16 protein-coding genes are annotated in these 14,296 nt (G+C 55.8%); 4 read left to right on the top strand and 12 right to left on the bottom strand.

All coding sequences use genetic code 11. The features are described 5' to 3' along the window. Window positions 1-58 precede the first annotated feature (58 nt). Both O1Q98_RS06950 and O1Q98_RS06945 read right to left on the bottom strand, forming a co-directional pair. On the bottom strand, window positions 59-391 hold the full coding sequence (locus O1Q98_RS06950) for a hypothetical protein (protein ID WP_125260376.1): 333 nt from the start codon (window positions 389-391) through the stop codon (window positions 59-61). Between the two features lie 212 nt (window positions 392-603). After that, complete coding sequence (locus O1Q98_RS06945) at window positions 604-1,056, bottom strand: GNAT family N-acetyltransferase (RefSeq protein ID WP_125260375.1); 453 nt, start codon at window positions 1,054-1,056, stop codon at window positions 604-606. Window positions 1,057-1,199: 143 nt separating this feature from the next. On the opposite strand from O1Q98_RS06945, the gene hpt reads away from it, so the two are divergent. After that, complete coding sequence (hpt, locus tag O1Q98_RS06940) at window positions 1,200-1,733, top strand: hypoxanthine phosphoribosyltransferase (protein ID WP_205744281.1); 534 nt, start codon at window positions 1,200-1,202, stop codon at window positions 1,731-1,733. 144 nt (window positions 1,734-1,877) lie between these two features. On the opposite strand, the gene can is transcribed toward hpt, so the two are convergent. Continuing rightward, window positions 1,878-2,519, bottom strand: coding sequence for a carbonate dehydratase (gene can / locus O1Q98_RS06935; protein WP_125260374.1), 642 nt, complete (start codon window positions 2,517-2,519; stop codon window positions 1,878-1,880). Window positions 2,520-2,646: 127 nt separating this feature from the next. On the opposite strand from can, the gene O1Q98_RS06930 reads away from it, so the two are divergent. Together O1Q98_RS06930 and O1Q98_RS06925 are read left to right on the top strand one after the other, a co-directional pair. Then, window positions 2,647-3,570, top strand: coding sequence for an ABC transporter ATP-binding protein (locus O1Q98_RS06930; protein ID WP_125260373.1), 924 nt, complete (start codon window positions 2,647-2,649; stop codon window positions 3,568-3,570). Further along, entirely contained in the window at window positions 3,567-4,337 is a 771-nt protein-coding gene (locus tag O1Q98_RS06925) for an ABC transporter permease (RefSeq protein ID WP_125260372.1), read from the top strand. Before O1Q98_RS06930 ends, O1Q98_RS06925 begins: the two co-directional genes overlap by 4 nt. A gap of 74 nt (window positions 4,338-4,411) precedes the next feature. On the opposite strand, the gene panD is transcribed toward O1Q98_RS06925, so the two are convergent. The 9 genes from panD to thpR form a co-directional block, all read right to left on the bottom strand. Next, complete coding sequence (panD, locus tag O1Q98_RS06920; RefSeq protein ID WP_125260371.1) at window positions 4,412-4,792, bottom strand: aspartate 1-decarboxylase; 381 nt, start codon at window positions 4,790-4,792, stop codon at window positions 4,412-4,414. Window positions 4,793-4,817: 25 nt separating this feature from the next. Continuing rightward, on the bottom strand, window positions 4,818-5,672 hold the full coding sequence (gene panC / locus O1Q98_RS06915; protein ID WP_125260370.1) for a pantoate--beta-alanine ligase: 855 nt from the start codon (window positions 5,670-5,672) through the stop codon (window positions 4,818-4,820). 15 nt (window positions 5,673-5,687) lie between these two features. After that, a complete protein-coding gene (panB, locus tag O1Q98_RS06910) occupies window positions 5,688-6,482 on the bottom strand; it encodes a 3-methyl-2-oxobutanoate hydroxymethyltransferase (protein ID WP_125260369.1) in 795 nt (264 codons plus the stop codon). Window positions 6,483-6,671: 189 nt separating this feature from the next. Further along, window positions 6,672-7,160, bottom strand: coding sequence for a 2-amino-4-hydroxy-6-hydroxymethyldihydropteridine diphosphokinase (gene folK, locus O1Q98_RS06905; protein WP_125260368.1), 489 nt, complete (start codon window positions 7,158-7,160; stop codon window positions 6,672-6,674). Further along, window positions 7,157-8,560, bottom strand: coding sequence for a polynucleotide adenylyltransferase PcnB (gene pcnB / locus O1Q98_RS06900; protein ID WP_205744283.1), 1,404 nt, complete (start codon window positions 8,558-8,560; stop codon window positions 7,157-7,159). Before pcnB ends, folK begins: the two co-directional genes overlap by 4 nt. A gap of 68 nt (window positions 8,561-8,628) precedes the next feature. Beyond that, window positions 8,629-9,537, bottom strand: a complete 909-nt coding sequence (gluQRS, locus tag O1Q98_RS06895) for a tRNA glutamyl-Q(34) synthetase GluQRS (RefSeq protein WP_125260367.1) — start codon at window positions 9,535-9,537, stop codon at window positions 8,629-8,631. A 104-nt stretch (window positions 9,538-9,641) separates the two neighbouring features. After that, entirely contained in the window at window positions 9,642-10,097 is a 456-nt protein-coding gene (gene dksA, locus O1Q98_RS06890) for an RNA polymerase-binding protein DksA (protein WP_125260366.1), read from the bottom strand. Window positions 10,098-10,265: 168 nt separating this feature from the next. Then, entirely contained in the window at window positions 10,266-10,985 is a 720-nt protein-coding gene (gene sfsA, locus O1Q98_RS06885; protein ID WP_125260365.1) for a DNA/RNA nuclease SfsA, read from the bottom strand. 12 nt (window positions 10,986-10,997) lie between these two features. Then, window positions 10,998-11,531, bottom strand: a complete 534-nt coding sequence (thpR, locus tag O1Q98_RS06880) for an RNA 2',3'-cyclic phosphodiesterase (protein ID WP_125260364.1) — start codon at window positions 11,529-11,531, stop codon at window positions 10,998-11,000. Between the two features lie 224 nt (window positions 11,532-11,755). Here thpR and hrpB point away from each other — a divergent pair, with 224 nt between their 5' ends. Further along, window positions 11,756-14,206, top strand: a complete 2,451-nt coding sequence (gene hrpB, locus O1Q98_RS06875) for an ATP-dependent helicase HrpB (protein WP_125260363.1) — start codon at window positions 11,756-11,758, stop codon at window positions 14,204-14,206. Window positions 14,207-14,296: the final 90 nt, after the last annotated feature.

Below are 14,296 nucleotides of genomic sequence, written 5' to 3'. Positions count from 1 at the left end.
GTACTGCGCGTTATGCGGGAGCGTTATCCGTCGCCCCCGTGTTATTGGCGAAACGCGGCTACTTCACGGCGTTTTGTGCATGCGCCTCGGGCATGATCATCGGCGGGATTTCACGCACAGTGATGCTCACCTCGTAGGTTTTACCGTTGCCTTGCGGTACGTTTGCCACCAGTTTGTTGACGGCTTGAATCGGATCGCTGGCTTGCAGTGACGCGTGATACAGCGCAGGCGGCGGGGGAAGAAAGCCCGGTGGGGGGACAAACGCCCCGTGCGGCGCAAATGCCGGTGGTTCTGCGCCTTCAGGATGTGCGGATGCCTCCGCGATGGCTGAAAACAGCGATACGCCAGCGATAAGTGCTACGGTGGTAAAGACATTGCGTAATCTCTTCATGTTACACCTCTCCATAGGTTGTTCATGATAGGTTGTTCATGATGTCATGGGTCGTTCATGACACGTGACATATGAAAAACCTTGCCGCGCACTGGTGCAACGCGCTTTACCCTCTTTTATTCGTCGATAACACTATCACCCCATCATTAACGTAATCTGTTCATCGTTAACACGATCCTGACGGTTGCGATTTTCACTCCTCTCGGGCTCGATTAAGCCGTGGGCGGGCTGATATCGCCCGCAAGCTTATGCCAGGCGCTGGGGTGGGCTTCAAAGCCGATTTTCGGGTAATACTCGACGGCCTGTGGCGCGGCAATCAGAATCAGGCGGCACTGCGGTTTGAGTTGCTGTGCGGTATGTGCAATCAGTTCCCGGCCAATGCCGCGATGCTGATAGGTTTCATCCACGGCCAGATCGGAGAGGTAACAGCAGTAATGGTAGTCCGTCACACTGCGAGCCACGCCAACCAGCGTATCGTCATGCCATGCTGTTACCAGCAGATCGGCTTCGCTTAACATGCCTGCCAGCGTTTCATGCCTATCTAACGGTCGCCTCGGGCCTAGCGATGTGCGGTTAAGCAACTGAATAAACTGCTCGACGGTAATGGCGCGATGACACTGGTAGGTGATGCGCGTATCGGACATTGCGGGGGATAACGCCGTCATGTTTTCTCCGGTATGGGTGAGGGGCGACGGCTTCTGTTATACTGCGCGCCGTGATGAATTGCGACACCTCCTGATGGCGTGTCTGCACTGGAGTATGGCCAGCCTGGCCGATACTGAATGTCTTTTTTCAATGAGTTATCAGTATGATGAAACATACGGTGGAAGTCATGATCCCTGAAGCAGAGATCAAGGCTCGGGTTGCTGAACTCGGACGTCAAATCAGCGAGCACTACCGCAGCAGCGGTAGCGATATGGTATTAGTGGGGCTGCTGCGCGGTTCTTTTGTCTTTATGGCTGACCTCTGCCGGACACTCGAGCTGTCCCATGAAGTCGATTTTATGACTGCGTCAAGTTATGGCAGCAGTATGAACTCCTCACGCGATGTGAAAATACTCAAAGATCTCGATGAGGATATTCGCGGTAAAGATGTGTTGATCGTTGAGGATATTATCGATTCAGGCAACACACTCAGCAAAGTGCGCGAGATTCTGCAACTGCGTGGGCCGAAATCGTTGGCTATCTGTACGTTGTTGGATAAACCTTCCCGTCGAGAAGTCCCGGTTCCGGTTGAATGGGTGGGGTTCTCTATTCCCGATGAGTTTGTGGTGGGATACGGTATCGATTATGCCCAGCACTACCGCCACTTGCCTTTTATCGGCAAGGTCATTGCTCAGTAAAGTGGTGTAACAGCCTGGCAAACCGGATAGCGAGTCGTGCGATTGTCTGCCGCTTGGCAGGCCTTCACGCCCATACCGTCATGGGCGTGAAGGGGTTATTCGTGAAAGAGTTATTCGTGAAAGTGTTATTTGTGGCAGGTGCGATTAGAGCAGAGATGACACCGCGCGCCGATAACGCTGTTCCAGCGTTTCGCGGCTGGTTGCCGTGACTTCCAGATCGCGCAGACGACCATCCTGAATGCCGTAAACCCAACCGTGAATAGTCACTTTCTGACCTCGTTTCCAGGCTGACTGCATGATGGTCGAGTGACCCAGGTTGTATACCTGTTCCACCACGTTGATCTCGCACAGTTTGTTGATTCTCTCTTCCGGCGGTAATTCGCCAAGCATTGAGCTGTGCTTGTACCATAGATCGCGGATGTGGAGCAGCCAGTTATTGATAAGCCCCAGCTCCGGGTTTTCTACCGCTGCCTGCACCCCACCGCAACCGTAGTGACCACAGATGATGATATGCTCGACTTCAAGCACCTCAACAGCGTACTGCACGACGGACAAACAGTTGAGGTCGGTGTGAATCACCAGGTTGGCGACATTACGATGAACAAACAACTCTCCCGGTTCCAGGCTGGTGAGGCTTTCAGCCGGAACCCGGCTATCGGCACACCCGATCCACAAAAAGCGGGGGCGCTGGGCCAGAGCCAGCCGTTTAAAGTATTCCGGGTCTTCTTTAACTATCGTTTCAGACCATAACTGGTTATTGGCGATCAGCGTTTCTATCGTTTTCATGAAAGTAAATGACCTGTAACAACAAAAGGGCAGTGCAGGGTAATATAGAGCAATCACACGCGTTTTGAAATCGAAAACGGGGTCCGACCAGGGCCCGCTTAACACATAAGAAGGCATGCTTTCAGCTATGACATATGCACTGGAATTGGAGAATGTAACCAAAACGTATCCCGGCGGCGTTCGCGCGTTGCGCGGCATCGATTTGTGTGTCGAAGCCGGGGATTTTTACGCACTGCTCGGCCCGAATGGTGCGGGTAAATCCACCAGCATCGGCATTATCAGTTCGCTGGTGAACAAAACGGGCGGCAAGGTGCGGGTCTTCGGCTATGACTTAGACCGGGATATTGTTAATGCCAAACGGCAATTAGGGTTAGTGCCGCAGGAGTTTAACTTCAACCCGTTTGAGACGGTGCTGCAAATTGTGGTGAACCAGGCCGGTTATTATGGCGTTCCTCGTCAGCAGGCGTTGCAGCGTGCGGAGAAATACCTCAATCAGCTTGATTTGTGGGGAAAACGTAACGAACGTGCCCGGATGCTTTCCGGCGGTATGAAGCGCCGTTTGATGATAGCGCGCGCCCTGATGCATGAACCCCGGCTATTGATTCTGGATGAGCCGACAGCCGGTGTGGATATTGAGCTGCGTCGCTCCATGTGGGGATTTTTGAAAGAGCTCAACAGTCAGGGCACGACGATTATTCTCACCACCCACTATCTGGAAGAAGCCGAAATGCTTTGTCGCAATATCGGCATTATCCAGTCCGGGCAGTTGGTTGAGAACACGTCGATGAAAGCGTTGCTGGCCAAATTGCAATCAGAAACCTTTATTTTTGATTTGGCGGCCAAAAGCGCGTTACCGAGGCTCGAAGGGTATCAGCATCGTCTGGTTGACACCTCAACGCTTGAGGTGGATGTCAAGCGAGAGCAAGGGCTAAACGGGATTTTTAGCCAGCTCAGTGCGCAGGGTATCCAGGTACTCAGCATGCGCAATAAGGCGAATCGTCTGGAGGAGTTGTTTGTCACACTTTTGAATAATCACGGAGATAAAGCATGATCGGGCTGTATTGGGTGGCGCTACAAAGTATCTGGATCAAGGAAATTAACCGTTTCGCCCGTATCTGGATACAGACACTGTTGCCGCCGGTTATCACCATGTCGCTCTATTTTATTATCTTCGGTAATCTCATCGGCACCCGTATTGGCGAGATGAACGGCTTTACTTACATGCAGTTTATTGTGCCGGGCCTTATCATGATGTCGGTTATCACCAACTCGTATGCCAACGTCGCCTCCTCGTTTTTTAGCGCGAAATTCCAGCGTAACATTGAAGAGCTGCTGGTCGCGCCGGTGCCTACACACATCATCATCGCCGGTTATGTCGGTGGGGGTATGGCGCGCGGTATCTGTGTCGGGATTTTGGTGACGGCGGTGTCGCTATTTTTCGTGCCGCTACAGATTCATGCCTGGTGGATGGTGGTGGTGACGTTACTGTTGACGGCGATGCTGTTCTCGCTGGCCGGGCTGATTAACGCCGTGTTTGCCAAAACCTTTGATGACATCAGCCTCATTCCGACCTTTGTGCTCACACCGCTCACCTACCTTGGCGGCGTGTTTTATTCGCTCTCGCTGCTGCCACCGTTTTGGCAGTGGGTGTCAAAACTGAACCCTATTGTTTACATGATTAGCGGTTTCCGTTTTGGTTTTCTCGGTATTCATGATGTGCCGCTGGTCTTGACCATGGGCGTGTTGCTGGCGTTTATCGTGGTGTTCTATGCCCTGAGTTGGTGGCTGATTGAACGCGGGCGTGGCTTGCGCAGTTAAGGCCGGGTCTTGGTAGTGATCATGCGGGGCAATAAGAAGAAGGCGGAACACATTCCGCCTTATTTTTTCGCTTGTCAGGCGATTTGTACCGGAATCGCTTTGGCGGTACGTTGCAACTGGTTATTCTCGCCAAAATAAGCCACTTTCGGGTGGTGTGTTCGGGCTTGCTCATCGGGCATCTGTACGTAGGAGCAGATGATGAGTTTATCGCCGACGCAGGCGCAGCGCGCAGCGGCACCGTTGACGGAAATAATGCGTGAGCCGCGTTCAGCGGCAATCGCGTAGGTGGAAAAGCGATGGCCGTTGTCTACGTTGTAAATATCAATCGCCTCGTATTCCAGAATACCGGCGGCATCCATAAAGTCCTGATCGATGGCGCAGGAGCCTTCATAATGTAAATCTGCCTGGGTTACTTTTACCCGGTGCAGCTTACCTTGCAGCATGGTTCGAATCATCGGTCTGTCACTCTGGTTAGAAAAATCAGCAGGTTAAATCTACCTGTTGGTTATCAATCAAACGAGCCTTACCAAGCCAGGCGGCCATCAGGACGACCGCGCGCGTACTGTCGGTGGTCAAGGGAGCCAGGCTGTCGGCATCGCGAATAAACAGTTCATCCGGCGTGAAGCCTGCCTCACGCAAAGCCTCCGACGCCCGGGCGAGCATATCATCAATCTGGCGGTCGCCGTTGGATAATTGCGCCACGACCTCATTCATGATGCGATAAAGCTGCGGCGCTTGCTGGCGCTCTTCGGCACTCAGATAACCGTTACGGGAACTGAGCGCCAGATTATCCTGGGCGCGTACCGTGGGCACGCCAATAATACTGATGTCATAGTTCATGTCCGTCACCAGACGGCGAATCAGCGCCAGTTGCTGATAATCTTTCTCGCCAAAGCAGGCGATATCCGGCTGCACCAAATTGAATAATTTGCTGACCACCGTCGCGACGCCTCGGAAATGGCCGGGCCTGCTCGCCCCTTCTAACATCTGTGATAGCTCTGGGACTTCAACGAAAGTTTGCTGTTGCAGGCCGTTGGGATAGAGCGTGTCTGGCGCTGGCGCAAACACCACATCTGCGCCACGGCGGGTCAGTTTTTCGCAATCTTCCTGAAGCGTACGCGGATAGCGCGCCAGGTCGTCGGCACGCTCAAACTGCAACGGGTTGACGAAAATGCTGACCACAACCCGGTCAGCACGGGCTTTGGCCTCATCAACCAGCGTCATGTGCCCGTCATGCAAATTTCCCATGGTGGGAACCAGCGCAACACGCAGGCCCTCCTGACGCCAGCGGCGCAGTTCACGACGCAGCAGTATCGGCGTTTCAATAATTAACACTTGCTTGCTCCTGTGTTAAACAAAACTGTATTGCGCATCGGGGAATCGGCCTTGCTCGACTTCCTGCACATACAGACGGATAGCTGCACGAATATCCGTGGCCTGCGCCATGAAATTGCGGGCAAATTTGGGTGTATGGCCCCCGGTGACGCCCAGCGCATCGTGCATCACCAGAATTTGTCCGTCAGTGGCATTGCCCGCGCCGATGCCGATAACCGGGATATCCAGTGCTTCGGTAACACGCTGCGCCAGAGACACCGGTACGCATTCCAGTACCAGTAACTGTGCCCCGGCGTGTTGCAGTGCCAGTGCATCATCCAGCAATTGCGCAGCGGCCGCCTCGTCACGCCCCTGTACTTTATACCCGCCAAAAATATTGACGGATTGAGGCGTCAGCCCAAGATGACCACAAACCGGGACAGCCCGCTCGGTTAACATCCGTACCGTAGGGGCAAGCCAGCTGCCGCCTTCGATTTTGACCATGTTAGCACCGGCGCGCATCAGTTCTGCGGCCTGCAAACACGCCTGTTCCGGCGTAGCGCAGCCCATAAAAGGCAGGTCGGATAGTAGCAGGCAATAAGGCGCGCCGCGTCGGACACAGCGGGTATGGTAGACCATATCATCGAGGGTGACGGGCAACGTCGAGTCTTGGCCTTGTATCGTCATGCCAAGCGAGTCTCCGACCAGCATGACCTGAATGCCCTGCTCGTAGAACAAACGAGCGAAGCTGGCGTCATACGCGGTGATCGTGGCGAATTTTTTCTGTTCCTGTTTCCACTGGCGCAGATGAGAAATGGTAGTCGCTTTCATGGCAACCTTCCTGATTCAACGTCAAGGTCAGTTAAGGGAAAGCCATTCTAATGGATGCGGAGCGTCAGGAACAGCACTCTATTTTTTATTTAAAAACAATGCGTTGACAACAAAGGCAGGGCTTGCCTGCCGCTGTTGTTTTGCTGCGTTGAATGCCCGCAGGTGGAAACCGGATGAGGCATTGGGGGGCTAAAGGGAATCCCAGAGGGTCAGGCCATTTCGCGCAACATGGTGTAAACGTTCACGAAGTGGTTCTCCATCAGGAAAGATCAGCTCAGGGGCAATCTCCGCCAGCGGATAGAGCATGAATTCACGGTTTTTCATGTCGTAATGCGGTACGGTCAATCGTTCAGTGTGAATCACCTCATCACCAAACAGTAAAATATCCAGATCGAGCGTACGCGGCCCCCAGCGGTGGGCCTTGCGCACCCGACCGTGCTCTTGCTCAATGCGTTGGGTGTTATCCAGCAACGCGTCCGGTGCGAGCGCCGTTTCCAGCTCCGCCACAGCATTGAGGTAATCCGGCTGGTCTTGCGGCCCCAAGGGTCGGCTGCGATAAAACGAAGAGCAGCGCACCAGCCGGGTGTTAGCGATGGCATCCAGCGCTGACAACGCGGTTTGCACCTGAGTCAGCGGCTCGGCCAGATTACTGCCCAGTGCCAGATAAACGCGTGTCACCGTGCGTTATCCCGATGCTGCGGGCGCTTACGCGGGCGGCGAGAACGGCGGTGCGGCGTCGGGCCGTCATCAAGGGTATTGAGCATGGCTTGCTGGCGAGGAGGGGCGGCGACCTGAAACTCCCCCCACCATTGCGTAAGACGCTGCAACTCAGTGTGATTTTCTATTTCTGCACGCAGTGCCAGCAGGTCATAGGCGGCGCGGAATTTTGGGTGCTCCATCAACTTGAATGCCCGTTTTCCCTGACGGCGTGACAGACGCAACTGCAACTGCCAGATGTCACGAGTCAGCGACGTGATACGTTTGGGGATCGCCAGCGAGCGGCATTGCTCATCCAGAACATCATTCATTGCCAGCGCAAAGGCTTCGAAATAGGCCAATCCGCTTTCCTGCGTCAGTTTCTGGGCATGCTCGACTAACGGATACCACAGCATCGCGGCAAACAGGAACGCCGGGTTTACCCGCATATCGTTTTGGATGCGCTGATCGGTATTTTTCAAGACCTGAACGATCATCCGCTCCATCATCGTTTCGCCCGCAGCGGTAAAGTAGCGGCTGATGAGCGGGAACAGCGGCTGGAACAACTGGTATTCACACAGCAGTCGATAGGTTGGGTAGCCGTAACCCGCCTGCAACAGCTTTAATGACTCTTCGAACAACCGTGCCGGGGGAATATCATGTAGCAGCGAGGCCAGGCGCGGGATTGGCTCTGCGGTTTCCGGGCTGAGGCGCATGTCAAGCTTGGCGGCGAAACGAATAGCGCGCAGCATCCGCACCGGATCTTCACGGTAGCGCGTTTCCGGCTCACCGATCATACGGATCACGCCCTGACGGAGATCGGCCAGGCCCTGGGTGTAATCACGTACGGTAAAATCGGCAATGTTGTAATACAGGCTATTGATAGAGAAATCACGCCGCTGCGCATCTTCCTCTATGGTGCCGAAAATATTGTCACGCAGCAGCATGCCATTTTGCCCTTGCTGGGCGGCTTGCTTGGTTTCCTGCTCCTGATGCTGTTCGTGATGCCCACGGAAAGTGGCGACTTCGATGACTTCAGGGCCGAACATCACATGCGCTAAACGAAAGCGGCGTCCTACCAGCCGACAATTGCGAAACAGTTTGCGCACCTGTTCTGGTGTGGCGTTGGTGGTGATATCGAAGTCTTTGGGTTTTTTGCCCAACAGGAGATCGCGTACACCGCCGCCCACCAGATAAGCCTCATAGCCCGCTTTATTCAGGCGATAGAGCACTTTTAGCGCATTTTCACTGATGTCGCTGCGTGAAATGGAATGCTGGTCACGGGGAATGACCGTTATCGCCTGCGACGGACTATCCGCCCTGGCGGGTTCATGCTCGCGATTCAGTACCTTGCGGCAAAAATTAGCTACCCGGGTAAAGATAATACACCTCGATAATGATTGGATAATTGACAGCACAACAAAAAATAGCGGCTAATCATAGCTCACCGTCAGCCCTTTGAGAATGCTGATGTTATTTCCGACAAGGGCAGATGCGCCTTTGAAGGGATGTGGCGCAGCGACCAGTGCTCAATCGCCCAGCGCAATAAATCATCGCGCGTGAGCGCCGCGCCGTCATCGGGAAGAGGCTGGCGCAAAAACGCCAGCGCCTGCATCAACGTGCGACGAGGGTCGCCTTCAGGCAGTGCCGGAGCATGATTCTGCTTGGAAAGTTTATGACCATCCTGATTGAGCGCCAACGGTAAATGAACATAACAGGGCGCGGCATAGCCTAATAATTGATAGAGCGATAACTGACGCACCGTGGGTTCGATTAAGTCCGCACCCCGTACAATTTCCGTGACGCCCTGATCATGGTCATCAACCACGACCGCCAGATTATAGGCAAACAGCCCGTCACGGCGATGGATGATAAAGTCCTCTTGCGCCAGCGCCGGGTCTGCGGTTATCCAGCCTCGTAACCGGTCATCAAAACCGAGTACCGGATGGCGTTGATATAGGCGACGAGCCGCATTCTCTGGCGGCAGGTGCCTCTCGCGGCAATGGCCGTCATAGTGTCCGCCGAGTTGCTGAATGCGCTGCCGCGTACAGGTGCAGTAATAGCTGTCGCCTTGCTGCTGTAATTGTTCAAGCACGTCCCGATAACGCGCATGGCGCTGGGACTGATAAAGAACGTCGCCATCCCAGCACAGGCCATAGTGTTCGAGCTGGCGTAAAATACGGCTTGCCGCGCCGGGGACTTCACGCGGCGGGTCGATATCCTCGATACGTACCAGCCAGCGTCCATGGCAGGCGCGAGCCTGAAGGAAACTGCCGAGTGCCGCAATCAGGGAGCCAAAATGCAAATCGCCAGATGGAGAAGGGGCAAAACGTCCGACGTAGGGGCGTGATCCAGACATAAGGCTGAAAATAGCGTGAGGTTGGTTAGGGGCTAACGTGATGGGGTGAGTCTGCACAAGCGAAAGCCCGGCGGTAGGGCAAAGCGCTTTCCCGCCGGGGGCGTTTAGCCAGCCATCTGCTTTTCGCGGATTTCAGCCAGCGTTTTACAATCAATGCACAGATCGGCCGTGGGACGAGCTTCCAGACGACGGATGCCGATTTCCACACCACAGGACTCACAGTAACCGAAGTCTTCATCTTCGATTTTCTGCAATGTCTTGGAAATTTTCTTAATCAGCTTACGCTCACGATCGCGGTTACGCAGTTCAAGGCTAAACTCTTCTTCCTGCGCGGCGCGGTCTACCGGATCAGGAAAGTTAGCGGCTTCATCTTGCATATGTGATACGGTGCGATCGACTTCGTCCCTGAGCTGATTGCGCCATGCCTCCAGAATACGCCTGAAATGAGCCAGTTGAGCGTCGTTCATGTATTCTTCGCCCGGCTTCTCCTGGTACGGCTCCACTCCGGCAATTGCGAGAATGCTCAGAGAGGATGTCTTACGGTTTTGCCCTTCTTGCATGTTGCTTCTCCTACATAACACGACACGCAGTATCGACCCCACAGGGGGGAAAAACAGGCCGCTATAAATAACAGATGGAGATTGGGTTGGCAATGATTCCTGACACTGGCCTGACAAAGTGTGAGGAACGGTATAATTCCATCAAATAATACAGAACAGCTGGCAAAATTAGCTCGCTGTCGTCACGTTCTGAAATGCCAGCCTCTGCCCTAACATCATGCCATCAGGCGAGATATGGGTACCGTAACACAGAATTTCAACCCCATTCTGCTGTGCGCGCTGTAATAATTCGGCGTAATGTCGGTCAATATGTTGCGCAGCACTGACCTGATGAATCCCCGAATGCAAAACAGCGAAGCACAACACGGCACGATGGCCTTGCGCGGCAACCTGTTGCAGCTCGCGCAGGTGTTTTTGCCCTCTGAGCGTCACCGCATCGGGAAAATAACCACACCCATGTTGCAATAATGTGACGGATTTGACTTCAATATAGCAGTTAACCCGCTCATTAGCCTGTAGCAAGATATCTATCCTGCTGTTTTCAGAGCCGTATCGCACTTCGGTGCGGATATCGCTGTACCCCTGACATTCATCAATACCGCCTGTCTGCAAGGCCTCTGTCACCAGGTGATTCGCACGTAGCGTGTTCACCGCTATCCAGTGCCCCTCAGCGGTATGCGTCAACTCCCAGGTGTGTGGGTATTTGCGCCGGGGATTGTCGGACGTCGAATACCAGATGGTGTCGCCCGGTGCGCCACACCCGGTCATCGCGCCGGTATTTGGGCAATGTAGCGTCAGGATGTTGCCGTCAGCGGTGCGCACATCGGCCAAAAAGCGTTTATAGCGTTTGATTAACGTGGCGGGTTGCAGGCGTGGAGAAAAGTGCATCAGTCGGTTCTCTCAGGCAGTGGCTAATGGCCAGCGAGCCAGCGGGCGATAATGACTGCGACCGGCCTCGGCTCGTGATTCATAAAGAAAAAATTGCTCGGCTTGCACAGTCCAACTGAAGGTGGCTGCTGGCAGCGAAACCGGGCGCGTTGCGCCACGTAACAGCGTGATGTGCGGATGATACGGTTGCGGACTTTGATAACAGCCGCTACGCGCGGCCTGTGAACGCAACATATTCGCTAACTGTAATAAACCTCGCGGCGGCTGGCGGCAGCCGAGCCACACCACCCCCGGACGCGGCCAATGACCGGCGTCATTCAGTGTCAGAGTAAAGGCGGATTGACGAATGCGACCGGCGAGTGTTTGCAGGGCTTGCGCTTTTTGGTCGCTGACGTCGCCTAAAAATGCCAGCGTCAGGTGCAGATTCGCTGCCGCCACGGGACGCCCGGCTTGTGGGGGAAAATGCGTCGCGCGCCATTGCACGATGTGCCGGGCGAGCGCATCCGGCAGCGATAAACCAAAAAACAGGCGGCGGGTTTGGCACATGGCAATCTCTCTGTTCTGCGGGGTTCCGATGCTACAATGCCCGCCGGATAAAGTTAAGGCGCAAGTCAGGCTTTTGGCCGCTCATCAGGCCGCCGTGGTGCGAAGGGGATGTATCACGCGTGGATGGGTCGCCGTTAGCCGGCTTTAGTGGTGCTTGATGTATTGATTGCCGAAGGCGTGGTTCACCGCGCCTTTGGCCCCAAAGAATCCAGATGGAGTGTTGCGTGAATCTACCGCCCGTCAGCGCTGTACTTGATGAGGTCATTCGTTCATTGGCTGTAGCGCCGCAGGTGTTGCTGCATGCGCCAACCGGCGCGGGGAAATCGACCTGGCTGCCGTTGCAACTGCTGCAACGCGGCGGGTTGCCTGGCCGTATTATTATGCTGGAGCCGCGCCGACTGGCGGCGAAAACGGTGGCGTTTCGGCTGGCTGAATGGCTGGGTGAAAAACCGGGGCAGACGGTGGGCTACCGCATGCGCTCGGAAAGCCGGGTGAGCGATGAGACGCAACTGGAAGTGGTGACAGAGGGGATATTGACCCGTATGTTGCAGCACGACCCGGAGCTGACCGGCGTATCGTTGGTGATTCTCGATGAATTCCATGAGCGCAGCCTGCAGGCTGATCTCGCGCTCGCGCTCTTGCTGGATGTACAGCAGGGGCTGCGTGAAGATCTGAAATTGCTCATCATGTCCGCCACGCTGGATGACACCCGGCTCTCTTCTTTATTACCGCTCGCGCTCAGTGTGTCGTCACAAGGGCGCAGTTGGCCGGTTACGCGTCATTACCAGCCGGTTGGCGCACAAGAGCGGCTGGAGGAGGCGCTGGCGCGTTTGGTGGGGCGCGTGCTGCAACAAGAGCAGGGTTCGTTGCTGGTGTTTTTACCGGGCGTGGCGGAAATCAAGCGGGTACAGGCGCTGCTGGAAGGGAATGTACCGGCTGACGTTGCGGTTTGCCCGCTGTATGGCGCATTGACGCTCAGTGCGCAGCAGCAGGCGATTGTTGCGCCTGCGCCGGGCCTGCGCAAAGTGGTGCTGGCGACCAATATTGCCGAAACCAGCCTGACCATTGAAGGCATTCGGGTGGTGATTGATAGCGGCCTTGAGCGGGTCGCGCTGTTTGATGTGAAAACCGGCCTGACGCGCCTGACGACGCAACGCATCAGCCAGGCCTCGATGACGCAGCGTGCCGGACGTGCCGGGCGGCTTGAGCCGGGCGTGTGCTGGCACTTGTTTTCCCGCGAGCAGGCCGAGCGCGCAGCGGCGCAGAGCGAGCCGGAAATTCTGCACAGTGACTTGTCCGGGCTGTGGCTCGATTTGCTGCAATGGGGCTGCCGCGACGCCGCACAACTCTGCTGGCTTGATACGCCGCCGAAACCGGCATGGCAGGCGGCGTGCCGCTTATTGACGACGTTAGGCATCAGCGATGCGCAACAGCAATTGACGTCGGAGGGGCGGAAAATGGCTGCACTCGGCTGCGAGCCTCGGATTGCCGCCATATTACACGCAGCCGGGCACGACGCATCGGCGGTAGCGACAGCGGCGCTGCTGGCGGCCATCATCGAAGAGCCGCCGCGCCATGGCCCGGTTAATCTGCTATTGGCATTACATCGCCCGACGGCGCAGTGGCAGCAGCGCGCACAGCAACTGGTGCGTCGTCTGGGGCAACGCGCCGGAAACGTGGATGAGCGTCTAGCGGCAACGCTGCTGGTGTCGGGCTTTGCCGACAGGCTGGCGCGCCAGCGCGCTCAGGATGGGCGCTATCAACTGGCAAACGGCAGCGGTGCCAGCCTGCCACCGGAAGAGGCATTAACGGCGGCGACATGGCTACTGGCTCCGGTATTAATGCAAAGCCCAAACAGCGCGGATGCCCGCATTTTACTGGCCTTGCCGCTGGAGATAGATGAACTGGTCAGGCAGTGTCCACATCTGGCGACGCAACAGAATCTGATGCACTGGGACGAAGAAAAAGGTACCCTGCGCGCCAGTCAGCGCACCCAGATAGGCTGCCTGACGCTGGCCTCGCGCCCGCTGGCGAAACCTTCTGATGAGGTGTTGGTGAACGCCCTGCTCAATTGGCTGCGTGAGCAGGGGTTAGCGGTACTGAACTGGGATGAACCCGCGTTGCAGTTACGCCAGCGTTTGCTGTGCGCCCGGCAGTGGCTGCCGGAGGTGGACTGGCCTGCGGCGGATGATGAGGCGCTGTTGGCCGGGCTGGAGCAGTGGCTACTGCCTTCGCTGACCGGCGTGCGCGATCGCCGCTCGCTGCATCAAATCAACCTGAGCGAAGCATTGGCCCGTCTGCTGGATTGGCCGCTGCGTCAGCGTCTGGACAGCGCGTTGCCCAGTCATTACACCGCGCCGGGGGGCAGCCGTTTGCCGATTCGTTATGCTGAGGATAGCGCGCCGGTATTGGCGGTGCGCTTGCAGGAGATGTTCGGTGAGCAAACCAGCCCGATGCTGGCTGAAGGGCGGGTGGCGCTGGTGCTGGAGTTGTTGTCGCCTGCCATGCGGCCATTGCAAATCACGCGCGATCTCTGCGCGTTCTGGCAGGGTGCGTATCGCGAGGTACAAAAAGAGATGAAAGGGCGTTATCCCAAACATGTCTGGCCGGATGACCCTGCTCGCGCCCAGCCAACCCGACGCACCCGGAAGTACCAGAACAGCGAAAAGGGTTAAACGGGCGAGCGGTGAACGCCGCTGTCGGTATTAAAAGCCGCTATCGGCATTAATAGATAGACGTAAATAGGTACATGCAAATAGATACAC

The organism is Dickeya lacustris (assembly GCF_029635795.1).
GTDB classification, from domain to species: Bacteria; Pseudomonadota; Gammaproteobacteria; order Enterobacterales; family Enterobacteriaceae; genus Dickeya; species Dickeya lacustris.
Note: the sequence above shows the minus strand (reverse complement) of the source record. Positions and strands in the feature narration are given on the sequence as shown.

Coding starts and splice junctions, on each gene's coding strand:
- O1Q98_RS06950 (WP_125260376.1), bottom strand. CDS start 391: ATGAAGAGATTACGCAATGTCTTTACCACCGTAGCACTTATCGCTGGC.
- O1Q98_RS06945 (WP_125260375.1), bottom strand. CDS start 1,056: ATGACGGCGTTATCCCCCGCAATGTCCGATACGCGCATCACCTACCAG.
- hpt (WP_205744281.1), top strand. CDS start 1,200: ATGATGAAACATACGGTGGAAGTCATGATCCCTGAAGCAGAGATCAAG.
- can (WP_125260374.1), bottom strand. CDS start 2,519: ATGAAAACGATAGAAACGCTGATCGCCAATAACCAGTTATGGTCTGAA.
- O1Q98_RS06930 (WP_125260373.1), top strand. CDS start 2,647: ATGACATATGCACTGGAATTGGAGAATGTAACCAAAACGTATCCCGGC.
- O1Q98_RS06925 (WP_125260372.1), top strand. CDS start 3,567: ATGATCGGGCTGTATTGGGTGGCGCTACAAAGTATCTGGATCAAGGAA.
- panD (WP_125260371.1), bottom strand. CDS start 4,792: ATGATTCGAACCATGCTGCAAGGTAAGCTGCACCGGGTAAAAGTAACC.
- panB (WP_125260369.1), bottom strand. CDS start 6,482: ATGAAAGCGACTACCATTTCTCATCTGCGCCAGTGGAAACAGGAACAG.
- gluQRS (WP_125260367.1), bottom strand. CDS start 9,537: ATGTCTGGATCACGCCCCTACGTCGGACGTTTTGCCCCTTCTCCATCT.
- dksA (WP_125260366.1), bottom strand. CDS start 10,097: ATGCAAGAAGGGCAAAACCGTAAGACATCCTCTCTGAGCATTCTCGCA.
- sfsA (WP_125260365.1), bottom strand. CDS start 10,985: ATGCACTTTTCTCCACGCCTGCAACCCGCCACGTTAATCAAACGCTAT.
- thpR (WP_125260364.1), bottom strand. CDS start 11,531: ATGTGCCAAACCCGCCGCCTGTTTTTTGGTTTATCGCTGCCGGATGCG.